This window comes from Cyanobium sp. NIVA-CYA 375 (assembly GCF_056108345.1).
Map to the genome: position 1 here is coordinate 1 of NZ_JBSYHW010000378.1, position 615 is coordinate 615.

Consider the following 615-nt stretch of genomic DNA (forward strand, 5'->3'; position numbering starts at 1 on the left):
GGCGCCAGCGCCTTCGGGCGTGCCCCGCCTGGCGGTGCGCGGCCTGCGCGTGGCGGGCGGCGAAGGGCGCCTGGCGATCGACGGGCTGGACCTGTCGGTGATGCCCGGCGAGATCGTGGGCGTGGCCGGCGTCTCGGGCAATGGCCAGCGCGAGCTGATGGCCGCACTCACCGGCACGCAGCCGATGCTGGCGGGCACGCTGCAGGTCGATGGTGCGCACTACCTTCCCACCCGCCAGGCCATGACCCGGCAGCAGGTGCGCAGCCTGCCCGAGGAGCCGCTCTTCAACGCCTGCGTGGGCAAGCTCAGCGTGGCCGAGAACCTGGCGCTGCGCAACTTCGACCGTGCGCCGCTCCGGCGCGGGCCGCTGCTGTCGGGCTCGGCGCTGAAGGCGCAGGCGGTGGCGGCGATCGCGGCCTTCAAGGTCAAGACACCCGGGCCGGGCACGGCGATCCAGAACCTCTCGGGTGGCAACGTGCAGCGTGCCGTGCTGGCGCGCGAGCTGGGTGCCTTCAACGACACGCCACCGCGCCTGCTGATCGTCGCCAACCCCTGTTTCGGGCTCGACTTCCAGGCCACGGCCGAGATCCGCGCGCAACCGCGCGTGGATCTCGG

The 615-nt window shown here is 73.3% G+C and carries 1 protein-coding gene; it reads left to right on the forward strand.

The genetic code is table 11. The features are described 5' to 3' along the window. Positions 1 to 34: 34 nt before the first annotated feature. Positions 35 to 615 (forward strand): ATP-binding cassette domain-containing protein (locus AC01FP_RS18680; protein ID WP_474482398.1); only part of this gene is annotated, 581 nt, incomplete at its 3' end.